The sequence below is a fragment of the Plantibacter sp. M259 genome (assembly GCF_006065115.1).
In the GTDB taxonomy this organism is placed as follows: Bacteria; Actinomycetota; Actinomycetes; order Actinomycetales; family Microbacteriaceae; genus Plantibacter; species Plantibacter auratus.
The window spans coordinates 1-13,647 of sequence record NZ_CP040750.1 but is presented as its reverse complement, the minus strand read 5'-3'; the positions used below and the strand labels follow the sequence as shown (position 1 = coordinate 13,647).

Annotated in this window: 15 protein-coding genes and 4 pseudogenes; 6 read left to right on the top strand and 13 right to left on the bottom strand. The window is 70.4% G+C overall.

Translation table 11 applies throughout. The features are described from left to right. The first annotated feature begins 29 nt into the window (after positions 1–29). On the top strand, positions 30–764 hold the full coding sequence (locus FGL15_RS00055) for a response regulator transcription factor (RefSeq protein WP_138944505.1): 735 nt from the start codon (positions 30–32) through the stop codon (positions 762–764). Between the two features lie 27 nt (positions 765–791). Here FGL15_RS00055 and ligD (FGL15_RS21375) read toward each other — a convergent pair whose 3' ends face one another. Both ligD (FGL15_RS21375) and ligD (FGL15_RS21370) read right to left on the bottom strand, forming a co-directional pair. Further along, positions 792–1,754, bottom strand: coding sequence for a non-homologous end-joining DNA ligase (gene ligD, locus FGL15_RS21375; RefSeq protein WP_370281950.1), 963 nt, complete (start codon positions 1,752–1,754; stop codon positions 792–794). Next, complete coding sequence (ligD, locus tag FGL15_RS21370) at positions 1,691–3,235, bottom strand: non-homologous end-joining DNA ligase (RefSeq protein WP_370281949.1); 1,545 nt, start codon at positions 3,233–3,235, stop codon at positions 1,691–1,693. The genes ligD (FGL15_RS21375) and ligD (FGL15_RS21370) overlap by 64 nt, the downstream gene beginning before the upstream one ends. A 111-nt stretch (positions 3,236–3,346) precedes the next feature. On the opposite strand from ligD (FGL15_RS21370), the gene FGL15_RS00045 reads away from it, so the two are divergent. The 3 genes and pseudogenes from FGL15_RS00045 (at position 3,347) to FGL15_RS00035 (ending at position 7,112) form a co-directional block, all read left to right on the top strand. Then, complete coding sequence (locus FGL15_RS00045; RefSeq protein ID WP_138944504.1) at positions 3,347–4,327, top strand: Ku protein; 981 nt, start codon at positions 3,347–3,349, stop codon at positions 4,325–4,327. 32 nt (positions 4,328–4,359) lie between these two features. After that, positions 4,360–4,842: a VOC family protein gene (locus tag FGL15_RS00040; protein WP_370281942.1), complete on the top strand. Its 483-nt coding sequence runs from the start codon at positions 4,360–4,362 to the stop codon at positions 4,840–4,842. A 91-nt stretch (positions 4,843–4,933) separates the two neighbouring features. Then, positions 4,934–7,112: pseudogene (locus FGL15_RS00035) on the top strand (ATP-dependent DNA helicase RecQ). Positions 7,113–7,297: 185 nt separating this feature from the next. Here FGL15_RS00035 and FGL15_RS20660 read toward each other — a convergent pair. The 6 genes and pseudogenes from FGL15_RS20660 to FGL15_RS20455 form a co-directional block, all read right to left on the bottom strand. Further along, entirely contained in the window at positions 7,298–7,843 is a 546-nt protein-coding gene (locus FGL15_RS20660; RefSeq protein WP_240773675.1) for a hypothetical protein, read from the bottom strand. 184 nt (positions 7,844–8,027) lie between these two features. Then, positions 8,028–8,198 (bottom strand): annotated as a pseudogene (locus FGL15_RS21175) (MFS transporter); the annotation flags it as partial. A gap of 127 nt (positions 8,199–8,325) precedes the next feature. Next, positions 8,326–8,454, bottom strand: a pseudogene (locus FGL15_RS21170) (hypothetical protein); the annotation flags it as partial. A 273-nt stretch (positions 8,455–8,727) separates the two neighbouring features. Continuing rightward, complete coding sequence (locus FGL15_RS20650; RefSeq protein ID WP_240773671.1) at positions 8,728–8,961, bottom strand: hypothetical protein; 234 nt, start codon at positions 8,959–8,961, stop codon at positions 8,728–8,730. Then, the gene (locus tag FGL15_RS20645; RefSeq protein WP_240773669.1) at positions 8,958–9,098 is read right to left on the bottom strand and encodes an ATP-binding cassette domain-containing protein; all 141 of its coding nucleotides are present in this window, start codon (positions 9,096–9,098) and stop codon (positions 8,958–8,960) included. Before FGL15_RS20645 ends, FGL15_RS20650 begins: the two co-directional genes overlap by 4 nt. Before the next feature lie 406 nt (positions 9,099–9,504). Continuing rightward, positions 9,505–9,699 carry a hypothetical protein gene (locus FGL15_RS20455; protein ID WP_205858661.1) on the bottom strand — a complete coding sequence of 65 codons (195 nt, stop codon included), beginning with the start codon at positions 9,697–9,699 and terminating at the stop codon, positions 9,505–9,507. Between the two features lie 25 nt (positions 9,700–9,724). On the opposite strand from FGL15_RS20455, the gene FGL15_RS20640 reads away from it, so the two are divergent. After that, entirely contained in the window at positions 9,725–9,862 is a 138-nt protein-coding gene (locus tag FGL15_RS20640; RefSeq protein ID WP_240773668.1) for a hypothetical protein, read from the top strand. A gap of 502 nt (positions 9,863–10,364) precedes the next feature. Here the strand turns inward: FGL15_RS20640 and FGL15_RS20635 are convergent. From FGL15_RS20635 to FGL15_RS21365, 3 genes and pseudogenes are all read right to left on the bottom strand, one after another. Further along, a complete protein-coding gene (locus FGL15_RS20635; RefSeq protein WP_240773666.1) occupies positions 10,365–10,622 on the bottom strand; it encodes a hypothetical protein in 258 nt (85 codons plus the stop codon). A gap of 2 nt (positions 10,623–10,624) precedes the next feature. Next, a complete protein-coding gene (locus FGL15_RS20630) occupies positions 10,625–11,146 on the bottom strand; it encodes a hypothetical protein (RefSeq protein WP_240773664.1) in 522 nt (173 codons plus the stop codon). 133 nt (positions 11,147–11,279) lie between these two features. Next, positions 11,280–11,754: pseudogene (locus FGL15_RS21365) on the bottom strand (ABC transporter permease); the annotation flags it as partial. On the opposite strand from FGL15_RS21365, the gene FGL15_RS21360 reads away from it, so the two are divergent. Beyond that, complete coding sequence (locus FGL15_RS21360) at positions 11,663–12,091, top strand: hypothetical protein (protein WP_370282240.1); 429 nt, start codon at positions 11,663–11,665, stop codon at positions 12,089–12,091. The pseudogene FGL15_RS21365 and the gene FGL15_RS21360 overlap by 92 nt on opposite strands. A gap of 107 nt (positions 12,092–12,198) precedes the next feature. Here FGL15_RS21360 and FGL15_RS20625 read toward each other — a convergent pair whose 3' ends face one another. Then, positions 12,199–12,993: an ABC transporter substrate-binding protein gene (locus FGL15_RS20625; protein WP_240773662.1), complete on the bottom strand. Its 795-nt coding sequence runs from the start codon at positions 12,991–12,993 to the stop codon at positions 12,199–12,201. 227 nt (positions 12,994–13,220) lie between these two features. Next, positions 13,221–13,442: an ABC transporter substrate-binding protein gene (locus FGL15_RS20620; protein ID WP_305037121.1), complete on the bottom strand. Its 222-nt coding sequence runs from the start codon at positions 13,440–13,442 to the stop codon at positions 13,221–13,223. Between the last annotated feature and the right edge of the window lie 205 nt (positions 13,443–13,647).

Below are 13,647 nucleotides of genomic sequence, written 5' to 3'. Positions count from 1 at the left end.
TTCCCTGGTCGATCCGGGATACTCGGAACATGCACCACCAGTCGCACTCCGACCCGTCGCCCGCCGCGCTGTCCACAGTCGGTGATGCGACGACGGCCGCCGCGACCACCAGGCCGCTGCGTGTCGGCGTGATCGAGGATCAGCCGCTGCTCGGCGGCATGCTCGCCGAGCTGCTCGAAGGGGCGCCAGGCGTGGAGTTCGTCGGGCGTGCCGGTACGGTCGCCGAGGCCCGCAGGCTGTTCCTCCCGGGAACGGTGGACGTGCTGACCATGGACATCGAGCTGCCCGACGGCAACGGGGTGAGCCTCGGCGTCTCCCTCCGCCGGGCGCAACCCGGCCTCGGTGTCGTCCTGCTGTCCGCCTACGACCTCATGGACATGCTGCTCGAGATGCCGGCGGACGTCCGCGACGGGTGGAGCTACCTGTCGAAGACCTCGTCACTCACGCGCGAGATCCTCCTCGAGGCCATCCGGGTCTCCGCGCGTGGCGAGACGATGCTCGATCCCGAGCTCATCGACCGGACCAGGCCCAGAGCGGGGTCGAGTCTCGAGTCGCTGACCGACCGGCAGTACGCCGTGCTGCAGCTGCTCGCGACCGGTCGTTCGAACACGGGGATCGCGACGAGGCTCGGGATCGCGGAGAAGTCCGTCCAGAACCACCTCACGGCGATCTACGCGGCGCTCGGGATCGAGCACGACACCTCGAGCAACCCACGGGTCTCGGCCGTCCTCGCCCTCCTCGCCGAGTCCGGCCGCTTGTCCTGACGGGACGTCCGTGGTCGATGCTCGGGCTCAGCGTCCGCGGTCCGGCGCTTCGAGGTCGTCCACGGTCCGATCGGGGCGCCATCCGCGCCAGACCGGATGCCTGAACCGCCCGTCCGGTGTCCACTCGCTGAAGCGGACCTCCCCGATGAGGACCGGTTCCACCCAGTTGGCGTCGGCCGCATCGGCCGGCGGGACACCCACGAGTGTCGTCGATGCCCGACCCAGCCGTTCGAAGCGGAGCGCGGTCGCCGCCAACTCCCGGTCGCTGAAACCGCTTCCGACCCGCCCCGCGTAGTGCAGCAGCCCATCCGAGCCCGGCACCCCGAGCAGGAGCGACCCGATCCCACCTGAGCGCCCGCCCCGACCGGGACGCCAGCCGGCCACGACGACCTCCTCCATGCGTTCGTGCTTGAACTTGACCCAGGTGCTGCTGCGCCGGCCCGGCCGGTAGCGGCCGTCGAGCTCCTTCGCCATCACCCCCTCCAACCGCAACCCGCGACTCACCTCGAGCGCATCGTCGAGCGAGCCGTCGATCGTCGGCGGCACCTGGACGACGGTCCCGGATCGGATCGTCCGCTCGAGCAGCTCGCGACGCTCACGGTAGGGCAGTTCCGTCCGATCCGTGTCGTCCAGCGCGAGCAGGTCGAACAGCAGTAGCCGGACCGGCGTCCGACGGCGCTCCCGTTCGATGTCCCGCTCCGCGGTGAGCTGCATCCGACGCTGCAGCAGCGAGAAGTCGGGACGGCCGTCAGACCCCGACGCCACGATCTCGCCGTCGAGGACGACCGCACGGCCGGCGAGCGACGCCGCGAGTTCCTCGACCACCTCCGGGTACGCCGCCGTGAGGTCCTTGCCGTTCCGGCTCGACAACCGCACCCGCCCCGTCGAGCCGTCGACGCTCGCGATCGCACGGATGCCGTCCCACTTCATCTCGAACGCCCAGGAACCGTCGTCGACCAGCTCGCCGGGTGCCGCGACACTCGCGAGCATGGGGTGGGGATCCCACGGGGCCGTGCGACCGGGGGAGCCGGCGGGTCACCCGGGGCGCGCATCCGATGGATGAGCCACGACGGCGCCTCCCGTCCCGTCCCGCCCGCGGTCCGGATGAGTGCGAACCGCATCGGCCCGCCGAGCGCACCTCCCGCCCTGCCGTGCAGGGTCCCGATGACCTCGTCGTCGCGCCACTTCTCCAGCTCGTAGGTGCCCGCGTCCCAGATGGTCACCTCGCCGGCCCCGTACTCCCCGGCGGGGATCGTCCCCTCGAAGCTGCCGTACTCGATGGGGTGGTCCTCCGTGCGCACCGCAAGATGATTGCTGCTCGGATCCGTCGGCACCCCCTTCGGCAGGGCCCACGACACCAGCACGCCGTCGTGCTCGAGTCGGAAGTCATGGTGGAGCTTCCTGGCGTCGTGCCGCTGGATCACGAACGAGGGCGGCGCCCCGGCAGCGGCAGGCGACGGCGGTCCGTCCGGGACGGGCTCGGGCGTCCGCTCCGCATCCCGCTTCCGCCGGTACTCCACCAGCCGGTCCTCGTGCTCCGACGGGCGGATCGTGATCGACGGACGCGGATCGCCGAGCACCCGCAACGGGTCCTCACCGTCCGCCAGACGCTCGAGCACCGCAGAGAACTCCAGCTGCGCCAGCCCCGGATCGTCGAGCTCCTCCCACCGGCGGGGAGCCGACACCGTCGGCCGCGACCGACCCCGCAACGAGAACGGCGCGATCGTCGTCTTCGACCCGTTGTTCTGGCTCCAGTCGACGAAGACCTTCCCCGTGCGTCGCTGCTTCGACATCTCGCTCACCACGAGACCCGGCTCGTCCGCGGACAAGGCCCGCGCGAGCTCGTGCGCCACGAGCGACACCTCCTCGGAACTCTGCCGACCGTCCAACGCCGCGTACAGGTGGATCCCCTTGCTCCCACTCGTGAGTGGAACCGGATCCAACCCCATGTCCACCAACACCGCCCGAGCCAGGCCCGCGACCCCCGCGCACTCGGCGAGGGACACCCCCTCGCCCGGATCGAGGTCGAGGACGAGACGGTCGGGCGGACGGCGCTCGCCGGATCGGCCGAACCGCCACTGCGGCACGTGCAGCTCGAGCGCACCCAGCTGCGCCAGCCACGTGAGTGTCGCGAGATCGTCGACGATCGGGTACTCGTTCGTGTGATCGCTGTGCTCGAGGGGGAGCCGCTGGACCCAGTCGGGAGCCGAAGCACCCAGGTCCTTCTGGAAGAACCCCGACTCCGGCGACGCAGCCGTCCCGACGCCGTGCACCCAGCGCTTCCGGGTCACCGGCCGATCGGCGACGTGTGGGAGGAGGTGTTCGGCGACCGCGGCGTAGTAGGCGAGGACCTCGGCCTTCGTCGTGCCGGTCTCGGGGTACAGCACCTTGTCGAGATGGGTGAGTTGGATCCGGCGTCCGTCGACGTCGACCCACTGCGTCTGCGCGCCGCCACCGTTCGTCCTCGCCATGGCGATCAGCCTGCCGCCCACGGGCGTCAAGGGCTAGCCCTTGACGACGTTCCGGGTGTCTACTGGTCACCACGACAGCGCGGGCGGATCCGCCGGCGGACGGGAGCGGTCATGCGCGCGATCTGGAAGGGTGCGGTCACCTTCGGCCTGGTGAACGTCCCGGTGAAGGTGTACAGCGCCACGGAGGACCACGACGTCTCGTTGCACCAGGTCCACGACGCCGACGGCGGGCGCATCCGGTACCAGCGCAAATGCGAGGTCTGCGGCAAGGTCGTCACCTACGACCACATCGACAAGGCCTACCAGGACGGCGAGCAGACGGTCGTCCTCACCGCCGACGACCTGGCGTCACTTCCCGAGGAACGCAGCCGCGAGATCGAGGTCGTCGAGTTCGTGCCGAGCGACGACCTCGACCCGATCATGTTCGACCGCAGTTACTTCCTCGAACCGGACTCCTCCTCGTCGAAGGCCTATGTCCTCCTCCGGCGGACGCTCGAGGAGACCGACCGCACGGCCATCGTGCGGTTCGCCCTCCGCCAGAAGACACGTCTCGGCGCCCTCCGGGTGCGCGAGGACGTCATCCTCCTGCAGACCCTGCTGTGGGAGGACGAGGTCCGCGAGGTGCGATTCCCGGCCCTCGAGGAACGCGTCCGCATCTCCGCCAAGGAACTCGAGATGTCGGAGGCGCTCGTCGAGTCCTTCTCCTCCCGCTTCCGCCCGGACGCGTTCGTCGACGAATACCAGGCACAGCTCCGGAAGCTCATCGACGCGAAACTCGAGCAGGGCGACGCACTCGACACCGCCGCCACCTTCGGCGAGCAGCCCGAACCCGACGACGACACGGGCGCCGAGCCGATCGACCTCATGGAGGTGCTGCAACGCAGCATCGAACGGCAGCGCGGCACGACCGGCGCGAAGACGGCGAGTGGAGCGAAGCGATCCGGCGCCGCCAAGCCCGCAGCGAGGAGTGGCTCGGCGAAGGCCGGTACCGCGAAGACGGGTACCGCCAAGACGAGCGGCGCGAAGACCGGTACCGACAAGACCGCGGCGTCGAAACCGTCGACCGCGACGAAACGCAAGAAGAGCGCCTGAGCGACGACGCCCGGGCTGAGAGGGAGCACGACATGATGGAGCACCGCGTCACCCCGTTCCTCTGGTACGACTCGCAGGCCGAGGAGGCGGCGACCTTCTACGTGTCACTGTTCCCCGGCTCCCGGATCACCTCGGTGAGCCGCTACCCGGAGGGCGGCCCCATGCCGGCGGGCCAGGCGATGGTCGTCGAGTTCGAGCTCGAAGGACTCCCCGTCAGCGCGATGAACGCCGGGCCCATCTTCTCGTTCACCGAGGCGTTCTCCTTCTCCGTCAGAGCCGACACCCAGGACGAGATCGACCGGCTCTGGGACGCCCTCATCGCCGACGGCGGTGCCCCGAGCCAATGCGGCTGGCTCAAGGACCGCTGGGGACTGTCCTGGCAGATCGTGCCCGGCATCCTCGCTGAACTGCAGAACGACCCCGACCGGGAACGCGCGGCACGAGCCATGCAATGCATGATGGGGCAGACCAAGCTCGTCATCGCCGAACTCGTCGCCGCTGCGGACGGTCGGTAGCGGCTCCTCCACAGCCGACCAACCGACGGGACACCGCCCCTCCGAGACGCCGGCGCAGTCCACCGTCAGCAGCTCCTGACAGACTTGCCGCATGTCCCACCCCAGTGCTCCCACCCCCGCCCACCTCGAACCAGCCCCCACCGGAACGGTCGCCGAGGCGACGGCGGCGCTCGCCGCACTCACGGGCGTTCCGGGGGCCACGTTCCACGACGGTCAGCTCGAGGCGATCCTCGCGCTCGTCGACGAACATCGTCGTGCGCTCGTCGTCCAGCGCACCGGTTGGGGCAAGTCCGCCGTCTACTTCATCGCGACAGCCCTCCTGCGCCGACGGGGCGCCGGGCCGACGCTGTTGGTCTCGCCGTTGCTCGCGCTCATGCGCGACCAGGTGGCTGCAGCCGAGCGTGCCGGCGTGCGCGCGGTGGCGATCAACTCGGCGAACGCACACGAGTGGGACGACGTCCGGGCGCGGCTGGAGGCCGACGAGGTCGACGTCCTGCTCGTGTCACCCGAGCGGCTCAACAATCCACGCTTCCGCGATGAACAGCTCCCGACCCTCGTGGCCCGCGCGGCATGCTGGTGGTGGACGAGGCGCACTGCATCTCCGACTGGGGACACGACTTCCGACCCGACTACCGGCGGCTCGCCGAACTGATCGGGCGCCTCCCGGCCGAGGTCCCGGTCCTGGCGACTACCGCGACGGCCAACGCACGCGTCGTCCGCGACATCGCCGAGCAGCTCACCGCACCCGGCGCCGCAGGCTCCCACGGAGCCGAAGTGCTCACCATCCGCGGCTCGCTCGCGAGGGCGTCCCTCCGGCTCGGCGTGCTCCGGCTGCCGGAGTCACGGGACCGCCTCACCTGGCTGCTCAGCCACCTCGGCGGGCTCACCGGGTCCGGCATCATCTACACGCTCACGGTGTCCGCCGCGGAGGACACCGCGCGGCTGCTGCGCGAGGCCGGTCACGAGGTCCGGGCCTACACGGGCCGGACCGATCCCGACGAACGCGAGGAGTCCGAGCGGCTCCTCAAGGAGAACCGCCTGAAGGCGCTGGTCGCGACGAGCGCGCTCGGCATGGGGTTCGACAAACCGGACCTCGGGTTCGTCGTGCATCTCGGCGCTCCGTCCTCGCCGGTCGCGTACTACCAGCAGGTCGGCCGTGCGGGCCGCGCCACCGAGCACGCCGACGTCCTGCTCCTGCCCGGAGCGGAGGACGAGGAGATCTGGCAGTACTTCGCGACCGCGTCGATGCCGGACGAAGCGCGGGCCACCGCGGTCCTCGACGCACTCGACAGCCAGCCGCGGTCCACGCCCGCGCTCGAGGCGCTCGTCAACCTGCGCCGCACACCCCTCGAACTCCTCCTCAAGGTGCTCGACGTCGACGGCGCGGTCCAGCGGGTGGCCGGGGATGGGTGTCGACCGGCCAGCCGTGGGTCTACGACCGGGAGCGGTACCGGCGGATCGCCGAGGCCAGGGTGGCGGAGCAACAGGCGATGCTGGCCTACGAGCGGGTGACGAGTGCCGGATGCTCGTGCTGCAACGTGAGCTCGACGACGCGAGCGCGGTGCCCTGTGCCGGTGCGACCGGTGCGCCGGGCCCTGGTTCCCCACCGAACTCGACAGTGCGGCGGCCGCCTCCGCGTCGGAGGCGCTCGGACGGGTCGGCGTCGAGCTCGAACCGCGGGCGCAGTGGCCACAGGAGCCGACCGCCTCGGCGTCACCGCCGACGGCTCAGCGGTGAAGGGACGCATCGCGCTCGAGGACCGCCTCGAACCCGGGCGCGCCCTCGCTCGGCTCACTGACCTCGGCTGGGGCGGTGTGCTGCGAGAGCTCTTCGCCGCGGGCGCACCGGACGCTCCCGCCTCCCGCGCGGTCATCGACGCGAGTGTCCGTGTCCTGGCGGATTGGCCGTGGACGCAGCGCCCGGCAGCCGTGGTCAGTGTGCCGTCACGGTCGCGTCCGCAACTGGTCGACTCCGTGGCGAGGGGCATCGCGTCGCTCGGGCGACTGCCGTACCTCGGGGAGCTCGACCTCGTCGGCGACGGTCCGCGCGGTGGTCCCGGCGGCAACAGCGCCTACCGCCTGGCCGGCGTCTGGGACGCCTTCAGCATCGGATCCGAGCTCCGGGCGCAGCTCGCAGCGTTGGAGGGTGCACCGGTCCTGCTCGTCGACGACCGCGCCGACAGTCGGTGGACGCTCACCGTCGCCGGTCGCGCGCTCCGCCGCGCCGGATCCGGACCGGTCCTCCCGTTCGCGCTCGGGATCGTCGGCTGATCGCCCGTCAGCCCTCGTGGAGCTGGAGCGGGTGTCCTTGGCCAGGTGCCGCGGCAGCAGGATCGTGCAGACGAGCCCGACGACGGCGGCTGCAGCGCAGATCGCGAAGCTCAGGCGGAAGGCGTCCGCACTGGGTGTCGTGACAGCTCCGTCGGTGACGACCTGGGAGGCCAGGATGGCGCCGATCACCGCACTCGCGATCGTGGAACCGAGCGTCCGCATGACGGAGTTGAGTCCGTTGGAGGCCGCCGTCTCGCTGGCGGGACGGCACCCATGATGAGCGTCGGCATGGCGGCGTAGGCGAACCCCACCCCGAAGCCGACCGCGGTGGCCGTGAGCACGGTGTGCCAGACCTCGGTCATGAGTCCGATCGCGATCGCGTAGCCGACCGCGATGATCGCGATGCCGATGAGCAGGCTCAACCGGGCGCCCTTCGCCGCGGTCAGCCGCGCGGCGACCGGCGACATCGCCCACATGATGAGACCGCTGGGCATGAGGCAGAGGCTCGCGATGAGCATGTTCTGCCCGAGACCGACCCCGGTGCCGACCGGTGCCTCAAGGATGCCCGGGAGGACGACCGTGCTCCCGAAGAACGCGAAACCGACCGTGATGGATGCGAGGTTCGTGAAGAGCACCGTCCGTCTGGCGGCGATCCGCAGGTCGACGAGCGGACTGGCGGACCGTACCTCGAACCATCCCCAGAGCAGGAGCACGACGACGCCGCCGATCAAGCAGCTGAGGGTCCCGACGCTCGTCCAACCCCACTCGTTGCCTTTCGAGACGGCGAGGAGGATGGGACGAGTCCCGCGCGAGACCGATCGCGCCGATCCAGTCGAAACCGCCTTCGCTCCGGAGGGTGCTCACCGGGACGAAGCGTGCGACGAGGACGAAGCCGATGAGCCCGAGGGCACCCGCGACCCAGAACAGCACGTGCCAGTCCAGGTACTGCGAGATCACGGCGGAGATCGGGAGACCGACGGCACCACCGATGCCGAGCGTGGCACTCACGAGCGCGACCGCGGGGCCGAGCCGCTTCGCGTGGAGCACGTCGCGCAGGATGCTGATGCCGAGCGGGATCACGCCCATCGCCATCCCCTGGAGGGCCGGGCGACGATGAGCGGGACGATCGTGGACGAGAAGGCGGCGAGCACCGAACCGCCATCATGATCCCGAGCAGGACGAGCACCATCCGTCGTTTGCCGTAGAGGTCGCCGAGCCGACCGGCGATCGGGGTCGCGACCGCGGCCGACAGGAGCGTCGCCGTCACGACCCACATGCTGTCGGAGGCGTGCACGCCGAGGATCGTGGGGAGCGACGGCACGAGTGGGCTGACGAGCGTCATCATGAACGCCGCGACGAGACCGGTGAAGGCGAGGCTCGTGACGACCGCCCGCTCCGGAAGTGGCTTGCTGAGTGCCGCCCGCTCCTCGTCGCTGAGCCAGGACTGCTCGGCCCGGCCTGGTCCTCGTCGTGGTCGTCGGGCTGCGCTGATCCTGCGTCACGGGTCCTGTTCCTGTGGAGAGTCGATGCGGCCGAGGCCACTCGGAGTCGAACACCGTCCGTCGGTGCGGTATTCCCAGCTCGCCGGGCGATGTCGTCCGGCCTCGTCGTCGACTCAGCGCGGGAGGCGGGGGATCGCCGCGATGAGCTGCTTCGTGTACGCCTCGGCGGGATCGTGGAGGATCTGCGCGGTGGCGCCAGCCTCGACGACCTGCCCGTGTCGGAGGACCATCGTGCGTTCACACAGCGCTGCGACCGTGCCGAGATCGTGCGAGACCATGACGAGCGCCAGACCGTTCGAGGCCCGCAGCTCGGCGAGGAGCTCGATGATCTGGATCCGGGTGCTCATGTCGAGAGCACTGACGGGCTCGTCGGCGAGGAGGAGTCGGGATTGGGGACGATCGCGCGGGCGATGGCGATCCGCTGCCGCTGGCCGCCCGAGAACTCGTGCGGGAACCGCGACGCCGCGTCGGCGGGCAGTCCCACCGCCTCGGCGCCTCGGACGCGCGGACGGCCGCCTGCTCGGTCGTCGCCAGCCGGAGGGATCGCAATGGTTCGGCCACGATGCGTCCGATGCGCTGCCGCGGGTCGAGCGAGGAGTACGGATCCTGGAGACGGCCTGCACCGATGCGCGGAACCGACGGACCCGCGTCCGGTCCGGGGGTCCAGTGCGCCACCGTCGAACCGGACCGAGCCCGTGGTCGGCCGGTCGAGGCCGGCAGTAGCCGGAGGAGGGTGCTCTTGCCGGCGCCGGACTGACCGACCGATCCCGACGGCCTCGCCTGCGCCGACGGCCAGCGAGACGTCGTCCAGGGCCTCCTGACCACCGCGGTACCGGAAACCGACCGCATCCAGCTCGAGGATCGGCGGCGTCGTGATCGGTGCATCGTGGTCATCGTGGGTCCTCCAGCGCGTCGTCGAGCGCGCGTGCGCTGGCGACCAGGCGACGGGTGTCCTCGTGCCGCGGCGCCGTCAGCACCTGCGCCACCGGGCCGCGCTCCACGGCGCGACCCTCGCTCAGCACGACCACCTCGTCGACCATGGTCGACACGACGGCGAGGTCGTGACTGATGAACAGGAGCGCCATGCCGCGTTCCCGGACGAGGCGGTCGATGACGCGAGCACCTCCGCTGGACGGTCACGTCGAGGGCCGTCGTCGGCTCGTCCGCGATGAGGAGCTGCGGGCGACCGGCGAGCGCGATGGCGATCGCGATGCGCTGCCGCTGCCGCCCGACAGCTCATGGGGGTAGGAGGCGGCGATGCGCGCGGTGTCGGTGAGGGACACCTCGACGAGGCTGCTTCGACGGCCGCCTTGAGCCGTTCGCCCCGGAGTCCCAGATGACGACGCAGGGGCTCGGCGACTGGGCGCCGACCGCATGAGCGGGTCGAGTGCGGTCAGCGGCTCCTGGAAGACGGTCCGGCAACCCGACCGCGGAGTGCCGCAGCGCGCGGTCCGGGGCACCGATCACCTGGGTGCCGTCCAGTTCGACGCTGCCGCTCGCGCTCAGCTGTTCGCGAGCAGCCCGATCACCGCGAGGGAGGTCAAGGACTTCCCGGACCGAACCGCCGATGAGGCCGAGGCGACCCCCGGCGGCGATGGTCAGGTCCAGCCCGTCGAGGAGCGGCCGGTCTGCGCCGTCGGAGCACCGGCCGGATGCCCGGTGATGTCAGGCCGGAGATGTCGAGGAGATCGCTCATGCGCCGCGCCTCCTCGTCGGATCACCGAGGTCCCGAAGCCGTCCGCGATGAAGTTCACGCCCACCCGAGCATCACCACGGCGACACCCGAGCGATCGCCGCCGACCGGTGCCGTCGTGACGGTGGCCTGGGCCTCCTGCAGCAGGCGCCCCCAGGAGGCGTTCGCGCGGCGCGCCGAGCCGAGTACGACAGGCTCGCTTGCGAGGACGGCGATGCCGAACTGCAGCGCGAGGTTGACGCTCAGGGTGGGCCAGATTTCGGGAGCACTGCTGCCGATGACACCGGCCCAGCTCGTCCCCGGTCCTGCCGCCACCACTACTGCTCCTGAGGACCCGCTTCGTGAGGATGCGGGTCAGGCGGGCCACGATGCCGACATGGCGAGTCCGATCGCGATGATCGCGGTGCGAGTGACGCGCCCTGGGCGGCCACGATGAGCATGGCGAGCAGGCACCGGGAAGCGATCACGACGTCGAGCGCGGCGGAGATCGTGTCGTCCAGCCAGGCCGACGCGAAGGCCGCGGCGAGTCCCACGGCGATCCCGATGACCGCCCCGACCGACGGCCCGGCGCCGGTCGCGAGCGCGATGCGCGCGCCGATCATGAGCTGGGTCATCAGGTCGCGACCGAGCTTGTCCGTACCGAGCCAGTGGGTGCCGGTCGGGCCTTCGAGACGACCGCCGGAGGTGTCCGTGGGGCGAAGGGCAACCACGAGCGAGACGGCCGCCAGGACGGCGATGACGCCGACGAGGACGAGTCCGACGGTCAGCGTCGCGGACCGGGCGCGGCGCCGCACCGGGCGTCGGTCGCCGAGCGCGGTCTGGGCGTCGACGGCGCTCATCGGAGCCCGTTCCCCGAGATCGAGGTGCGCAGACGCGGATCGATGAGCCGCTGCGCGATGTCGGCGACGAGCCCGTCAGGAGGACGACGAGGGTCGAGACGAGGAGGATGCCCTGGATGTTCGGGTAGTCGTGCTGCTGGATCGCCGTCAGGAGCATCGACCCGAGGCCGGGCAGGCTGAAGACGCTCTCGACCACGACGGCGCCGAGGAAGGTGGTGGCGAGCTCGATGCCGAGGATCGCCACGACGGGTACCGCGGCGTTCCGGGCGCCGTGTCGGAGCAGGGCCTCGCCGAACCCGGCTCCCTGCGCCCGTGCGGAGCGCAGATAGTCGCTCCCGACCACGTCGAGCGTGGGAGCGGACGTATCGGGTGATGGACGCACTCATGACGATGGCGATGGTGATGACCGGGAGGGCGAGGCTCGTGAGTGCCGCGGCAGGATCTGCCCAGTCGTCGCGCGGGAAGCCGCCGGACGGGAACAGTCGGAGCGTCACCGCGAACACGCTGACGAGCAGGATGCCGACCCAGAACACCGGCACGGCGATCCCGAGCTGCGAGAGGCCGGACAACGCGATGCCGTACCAGCGGTCGGCCCGGAGTGCGGACACGACACCGGCCACGGGCGAGCACGACGGCGAGGAGGAACGCGAGGAGCGTCAGCGGCACGGTGACCTGGAGGCGCGACGCGATCTCGGGTCCGACCGGGAGCGAGCTCACGAACGAGGAACCGAGGTCGAGGGTGAGGACGCCGCCGAACCAGGCGGCGAACTGCTCGCCGAGCGGCCGGTCGGCTCCCACCTGCTCGCGCGCCGCGTCGATCTGCTCCTGCGTGGCGTTCACCGAGAGCAGGGCGTTCGGGTCGCCAGCAGCCGGAGCAGCACGAACAGCACGGTCATGGCGACGAGGAACGACACCACGAGGAACGCGGATCGGCGCAGCAGGTAAGCGAGCATGGTGGACCTCAGCGTAGCGAGGCCCGGGCCGACCGGTCGGTGCAGGTCGGCCCGGGCGACGACTACTTGCGGACGATGTCCCCACGAAGAACTGCGAGTTCAGGCCGTTGACGCCGTACCCGAGACGTCGCTCGCGGCGACGACGATCTGTGGGTAGAGGTAGAGCCACACGCTCGCCGCATCCTCGGCGATCTGCTCGTTGACGAGCTTCAGCTTCGCCGTCTGCTCCTCGTGGTCGTCGCCTGCTCGGCCTCCGACACCACTGGGTCCCTCGGGGTTGTCGTAGCCCCAGTAGAAGTCCGGGTTGCCGTACCAGACGACGTCGCGGTCGTTCACGTGCTCCTGGAGGGTCGCCTGGAAGTCGCGTTCCTTGAACACCTTCGAGTACCACTCGTCCGCGCTGATCGTGTTGATCTCGACCGTGATGCCGACCTTCGCGAGTTCACTCTGGAGGAACTCGGCGACGGCGTGCGGTCGTAGCTCGGGGTGTCGAGGGTGAAGGTGAAGCCGTCGGCGAAGCCCGCTTCGGCGAGCTGCTGCTTGGCGAGCTCGGGGTCGTACGGGTTCACCTGCGTGAGGTCCTCGTACCAGGGGTCCGTCGGCGGGACCATCGACCCGATGAGTGCCGTAGTCGCCCCAGATGGACGAGAGCAGCTTCTTGGTGTCGATCGCGGAGTACACGGCCTTGCGGACGAGCGCCTGGTCGAACGGGCGACCCGGTCGTTGGGCGAGCAGCTCCTTCGTCGTGGAGTCGCCGTCGGAGACGACGTAGTCCGCGTTGTCGGTGAACTGGCTCAGCTGGTCGGGGCTCTGCACGCTCGTGATGATGTCGATCTGCTTCGTGACGAGCGCATTGCTGAGCGCGGTCGCGTCGGTGAAGTAGGTGAAGACCACCTCCGCGTTCTTGGCGGGCTCACCCAGTAGTCGTCCCAGCGCTCGAGGCTCAGGGTGCTGCCGCGCTTCCAGTCGCCGAGCGTGTACGGACCTGTGCCGTCTCGGTGGTCTTGAGGTCCTTCCGCGTCGTTGACGATCCAGACGTAGCTCAGGTTGTAGATGAAGGAGATGGAGCGCTCGAGAGGGTGATGACGACCGTCTTGTCGTCGGGGTCGCGATGTCGGAGATCACCGCGAAGCTGCTCTTCCGCGCGACTGCGAGTCCTCGGCGGTCACGGCTTCGATGCTCGACTTCACGTCCGCCGAGGTGAGCGGGTCGCCGGAGTGGAAGGTGACGCCGTCCTTGAGGGTGAAGGTGTACGTCAGGCCGTCGTCGCTCACCGTGCTGTCGGCGGCGAGCACCGGCTCGACCTCGCCGTCGTCCGTGAGACGGTACAGGCCTTCGTACACGTTGCCGGTGAAGGCCTCCGTGACGCCCTGGCCTCCGCCGCCGGTGTTGCTGAGGTTCTGCGGCTCGTAGAGCGAGCGACGGCGATGGTCGCGTCGTCGCCCGTCGCCGCGCTGCCACCACCACCGGGCAGCCGGCGAGGGGCGGCGGCGGCGACGGACAGGGCGACGAGCCCGATGGTTCTCTTCACGGATACTCCTGTGGTGG

Excerpts from the sequence above, each read along its gene's own strand:
- FGL15_RS20650 (WP_240773671.1), bottom strand. The coding sequence starts at position 8,961 with ATGAGCACCCGGATCCAGATCATCGAGCTCCTCGCCGAGCTGCGGGCC.
- FGL15_RS00040 (WP_370281942.1), top strand. The coding sequence starts at position 4,360 with ATGATGGAGCACCGCGTCACCCCGTTCCTCTGGTACGACTCGCAGGCC.
- FGL15_RS20455 (WP_205858661.1), bottom strand. The coding sequence starts at position 9,699 with ATGGCGCTCCTGTTCATCAGTCACGACCTCGCCGTCGTGTCGACCATG.
- FGL15_RS00045 (WP_138944504.1), top strand. The coding sequence starts at position 3,347 with ATGCGCGCGATCTGGAAGGGTGCGGTCACCTTCGGCCTGGTGAACGTC.
- ligD (WP_370281949.1), bottom strand. The coding sequence starts at position 3,235 with ATGGCGAGGACGAACGGTGGCGGCGCGCAGACGCAGTGGGTCGACGTC.
- FGL15_RS20640 (WP_240773668.1), top strand. The coding sequence starts at position 9,725 with ATGACGCGAGCACCTCCGCTGGACGGTCACGTCGAGGGCCGTCGTCGG.
- FGL15_RS00055 (WP_138944505.1), top strand. The coding sequence starts at position 30 with ATGCACCACCAGTCGCACTCCGACCCGTCGCCCGCCGCGCTGTCCACA.
- FGL15_RS21360 (WP_370282240.1), top strand. The coding sequence starts at position 11,663 with ATGCCGACCCAGAACACCGGCACGGCGATCCCGAGCTGCGAGAGGCCG.
- ligD (WP_370281950.1), bottom strand. The coding sequence starts at position 1,754 with ATGCTCGCGAGTGTCGCGGCACCCGGCGAGCTGGTCGACGACGGTTCC.
- FGL15_RS20630 (WP_240773664.1), bottom strand. The coding sequence starts at position 11,146 with ATGAGCGCCGTCGACGCCCAGACCGCGCTCGGCGACCGACGCCCGGTG.